Raw genomic sequence first — 3,667 nt, 5'->3', positions numbered from 1 at the left:
TGTATCCCCCAGAAGGAAGAATGTGGCCCATCGCAGTTATTTGCAAGGGTCTTGGCGTACTTGAAGTACCAATGGGCAAGAGAACTCCGGTACCGGAGTGCTGGTTCAGTCGCGCCGATGCGCGAGTGGACATGGCGGGTGCTGAAGGCTTGTGCTGTGGAGAAGGTGATCATTGTCCGCTGCTGCCGCTGCCGCGAGAATACCCGCCAAGTGAGGCACTCAGTTTGTCAGCGCTTTCATTCCACTTCGGTGCATCTCTCCAGTTGAGCTTGAGAAAATCACCTACGCTGTCTGACAGCAGGTAGTATCAAGTCACTGTCCACTAAAATGGGGCAAGACCAGGAGGTTTGGGATGGAGCTAACCCGTATTACCTTAGATCCCCAAGTAATGGGGGGCAAACCTTGTATTCGGGGATTACGCATAACGGTGGGTATGATTTTGGGTTTAATGGCGGCGGGACGGACGAACGGTGAAATTCTGTCAGCCTACCCTTACCTAGAACAAGCAGATCTGCAAGCGGCCCTAGCCTATGGTGCTTGGCGTGCTGAGGAACGAGAATTGCCCCTAGTCCGCCCGTGAAGATTTTGCTAGACATGAATCTTTCACCCCTCTGGGTTGGGGTGCTTCAGGACAATGGTTTTGAAGCAGTGCATTGGTCTACCATCGGAGATCCCCGCGCCACTGATCGGGCAATTATGACTTGGGCGCAGGTGCAAGAGTATGTAGTTTTTACCCATGATTTAGATTTTGGTGCCCTCTTAGCCGCCACGGGTGCCGCAGAGCCAAGTGTCATTCAGTTGCGCACTCAGGATACCCTTCCAGAAAATATCAGTGGTTTACTTATCAGCGTTTTACAACAATTCATGGCAGAGTTGGAAACAGGAGCATTGTTAATTGTTGATGAAAGCCGCTCCAGAGTTCGTATTCTCCCATTAAAGCGTTGACCGCCCCTAAAAAATTAATTTTATAGTTGACATGATTACCTACCTCGCCCTCTACTTCTCTCTTTTTCTCTGGTGCGTTCCTTTACTTTTTTATGCTTCTTATTCTTCTCCTGTACTGAGTTAAGTTATAATTACGTTCAATTTCCCGCATGATTCTTTTTGACATATAGCGGTCATTGCCATTGTCGAGTATGAAATTATTTGTCATCTCTTTCAGTTCCAACCGCTCAAAAGCTTACTGAGAGCGGCTTTGCGTGTATTGGCGTGAAGGAGATGCTAGCACTTGCAGTCGGACATTTATTTGGCCGGTGGCAAGGTGCACTCAGCCACAGCCCAAGGCCAGGATGCTAGTGTGAAGAGCGTTTTGGCATCAGGATGAGAAACAATGTGAGATTTTTGAGCGGGAATTTCGGACACAGAATGTGAGACGCTGCATTCTGAGTGGTGGTAGAGTCAGAAAAGGCCACAAAGCGCATCTAGAGCGGATTCTGGCTGGGCGTGTGCATCCCCCCTAATTGCTTAGGGATGAGCGATTAAAAAAAATGAAGGGCACTTTAGGAAGCTCTGCAGGAGGCAAAGGAAAAGGAAGCAGGTGGCGCTGGCTTTTGTCAGTATCTAAGGGCGTTGTCTGCCCCCCGCCTGAGTGCTTATCGGTGCTGGTTAATTGTGCTGTCCCTGGCCCGATAATTCGACGGGTTGGCTGTTGCGCTTACCAAAGACTACATAGCTACGACCGGCAGAGCTTCGACCACTTGGGTCGGCACCGGGAGCACCGACAAGGACATCGGCGAGCCCATCGCCGTTGACATCCCCACCGCCACTGACAGAATCGCCGGAGAAATCGTATGTATTGCTACCGTTGATGACAAAGCCTGCCTGGCTGGTACCATTCTCGATACGGCTAAGTTCCACGGGTTGAGTGTCGCGTTTACCCAACACCACATAGCTACGACCGGCAGAGGTTCGACCACTTGGGTCGGCAAAGGGAGCACCGACAAGGACATCGGCGAGCCCATCGCCGTTGACATCCCCACCGCCACTGACAGCTCCGCCAGAGAGATCATATGTATTGCTACCGTTGATGACAAAGCCTGCCTGGCTGGTACCATTCTCGATACGGCTAAGTTCCACAGGTTGGATGTTGCGCTTACCAAAGACCACATAGCTACGACCGGCAAATCTTCGACCACTTGGGTCGGCATAGCGAGCACCGACAATGACATCGGCCAATCCATCGCCGTTGACATCCCCCGCATTGCTGACAGAAAAGCCAGAGTTATCGTATGCTTGGCTGCCGTTGGCGAAGCCTACCCTGCTGGTAATTGCGGCAGCCTGCGCTGCAGCAGGTTCAACTGGGACGGTTAGCGGTGCGGCAGCAGCGGCAGCGCACCATAGCCCCAAGGAGATACTCAACCAGTGCGGCCAACGCCGGTGCAGGCACATCGGAACCTCCCTGTACGACAACTAGCGGTGTGTTACTTCTGGTATACCTACTATTTTTGGCAAAGTGCGCCCGGAGGTCAAAAATTGATAATTTGTAACATGTAATACCACTTCCGCTAAGTGTCGAATAGCAAAAAAAAAGCTACTGTGACGAGATTGATTGTCACGGCAGGATTGGTTCAGGAAGCAGAGGTGGCAAGGATTTAGGCCCATGTAGAGTTTGTCGTACGCGGTGAAAGAAATGACCAAATTATGGGTTCCATATTTCGATGTGAGGATTACCACGATAAATGTCAGTAGTGCCATTGTTTTGAGAGCGGTGGGCTGGGCATTGGTAAGCCTTGCTGCAAAGTTGTTCAGTCCCAGATCATTGTTCGTCCCAGCCAATAGCTTTAAGAACCTGCTTAACGATCTTGGGATGTAAGGTCTTGCCCGCATGAAAGGGAATGACCATCCGCAAGCGGTCTTTTCCATAAATACGATGACTGCCTTCACTGCGCAGAAATTCAAAACCGGATTTAAGCAAAAGGCCCTCAGCTTCTGGAGCGGTTAGTCGGGGCAGCCTAGGCAACTTGGACCTCCAAGACCGTTGCTTGAATCTCTCGGTCCAATAGCTCTTGCTTCTCTGGTTCGGATAGCGTGGAGAGATACAAGGAAATGGCCTCACGAATATTGTGTTCAATCTCCTCTGGCGTATCGCCTTGGGTTTGGCACCCCTCTAAAGCAGGGCAATAGGCGTAGTAACCATGCTCATCCTTTTCCGTTACCACAGACAAACGTAACAGCATGAGTTTTCCCCTTATGCGAAGGCTCTGGTTCAATGATCGCTGTTTTTGGGTGCTCCCACATCAATATCCACCTGGTTAGGTGTCGAGTTTCAAAATAGATGACCTGGCTCCCCAAATAAATGTCCGGGTAGAAAAGCTGTGAAAAGTGCTCTGGAAGGATATGAGGGTGTGTTTGTGGACAAAACAGGAGCAAACGGTGTCGCGTCTCAGATTAGATGGCACCGCTCTCAGACTCCGTAGCCGCGTCCGGTGCGGTGCATCGTCTGGGCTAGGCGGTCGCTTGCTGCTGAAGGGATGGGGAATTATCTTTTAAGCCGAGGATATCTTGCTCTGGGGAGGGGGCGTTTTTGCGTTTGGCGCGGGCAAGGTTGTGGTGGGGACCGAGGCCCTGAGTGAGGTTGTAGGCCTCAAATTGAGCCTGATGGACCTGCAAGAATTTTTTAATGGCGGGTCGGTTGGAGCCACTCAAGCGGGCGAGAAGGGACTGGGAG

At 51.2% G+C, this 3,667-nt stretch carries 6 protein-coding genes and 1 pseudogene; 2 read left to right on the top strand and 5 right to left on the bottom strand.

Features of this window, described 5'->3' with window-relative positions; genetic code table 11:
• Positions 1-352: 352 nt before the first annotated feature.
• Together HFM78_RS10540 and HFM78_RS10535 are read left to right on the top strand one after the other, a co-directional pair.
• Positions 353-580 (top strand): DUF433 domain-containing protein, encoded by a 228-nt coding sequence (locus tag HFM78_RS10540; RefSeq protein WP_287129404.1) that lies wholly within the window; start codon positions 353-355, stop codon positions 578-580.
• Positions 577-945: a DUF5615 family PIN-like protein gene (locus tag HFM78_RS10535; protein WP_287129403.1), complete on the top strand. Its 369-nt coding sequence runs from the start codon at positions 577-579 to the stop codon at positions 943-945. The genes HFM78_RS10540 and HFM78_RS10535 overlap by 4 nt, the downstream gene beginning before the upstream one ends.
• 660 nt (positions 946-1,605) lie before the next feature.
• Here HFM78_RS10535 and HFM78_RS10530 read toward each other — a convergent pair.
• From HFM78_RS10530 to HFM78_RS10515, 5 genes and pseudogenes are all read right to left on the bottom strand, one after another.
• A complete protein-coding gene (locus HFM78_RS10530; protein ID WP_287129405.1) occupies positions 1,606-2,106 on the bottom strand; it encodes an integrin alpha in 501 nt (166 codons plus the stop codon).
• 6 nt (positions 2,107-2,112) lie between these two features.
• A pseudogene (locus HFM78_RS10525) lies at positions 2,113-2,388 on the bottom strand (integrin alpha); the annotation flags it as partial.
• Positions 2,389-2,755: 367 nt separating this feature from the next.
• Positions 2,756-2,959 carry a type II toxin-antitoxin system HicA family toxin gene (locus HFM78_RS16335; protein WP_396035011.1) on the bottom strand — a complete coding sequence of 68 codons (204 nt, stop codon included), beginning with the start codon at positions 2,957-2,959 and terminating at the stop codon, positions 2,756-2,758.
• Positions 2,952-3,176 carry a type II toxin-antitoxin system HicB family antitoxin gene (locus HFM78_RS10520; protein WP_287129402.1) on the bottom strand — a complete coding sequence of 75 codons (225 nt, stop codon included), beginning with the start codon at positions 3,174-3,176 and terminating at the stop codon, positions 2,952-2,954. Before HFM78_RS10520 ends, HFM78_RS16335 begins: the two co-directional genes overlap by 8 nt.
• A gap of 268 nt (positions 3,177-3,444) precedes the next feature.
• Positions 3,445-3,667, bottom strand: a 223-nt coding sequence (locus HFM78_RS10515; protein WP_287129401.1) for a hypothetical protein, incomplete at its 5' end; no start/stop codon positions are given.

Origin of the sequence: Candidatus Cyanaurora vandensis (assembly GCF_013285555.1) — a bacterium.
In the GTDB taxonomy this organism is placed as follows: Bacteria; Cyanobacteriota; Cyanobacteriia; order Gloeobacterales; family Anthocerotibacteraceae; genus Cyanaurora; species Cyanaurora vandensis.
Note: the sequence above shows the minus strand (reverse complement) of the source record. Positions and strands in the feature narration are given on the sequence as shown.

Excerpts from the sequence above, each read along its gene's own strand:
- HFM78_RS10540 (WP_287129404.1), top strand. The coding sequence starts at position 353 with ATGGAGCTAACCCGTATTACCTTAGATCCCCAAGTAATGGGGGGCAAA.
- HFM78_RS10520 (WP_287129402.1), bottom strand. The coding sequence starts at position 3,176 with ATGCTGTTACGTTTGTCTGTGGTAACGGAAAAGGATGAGCATGGTTAC.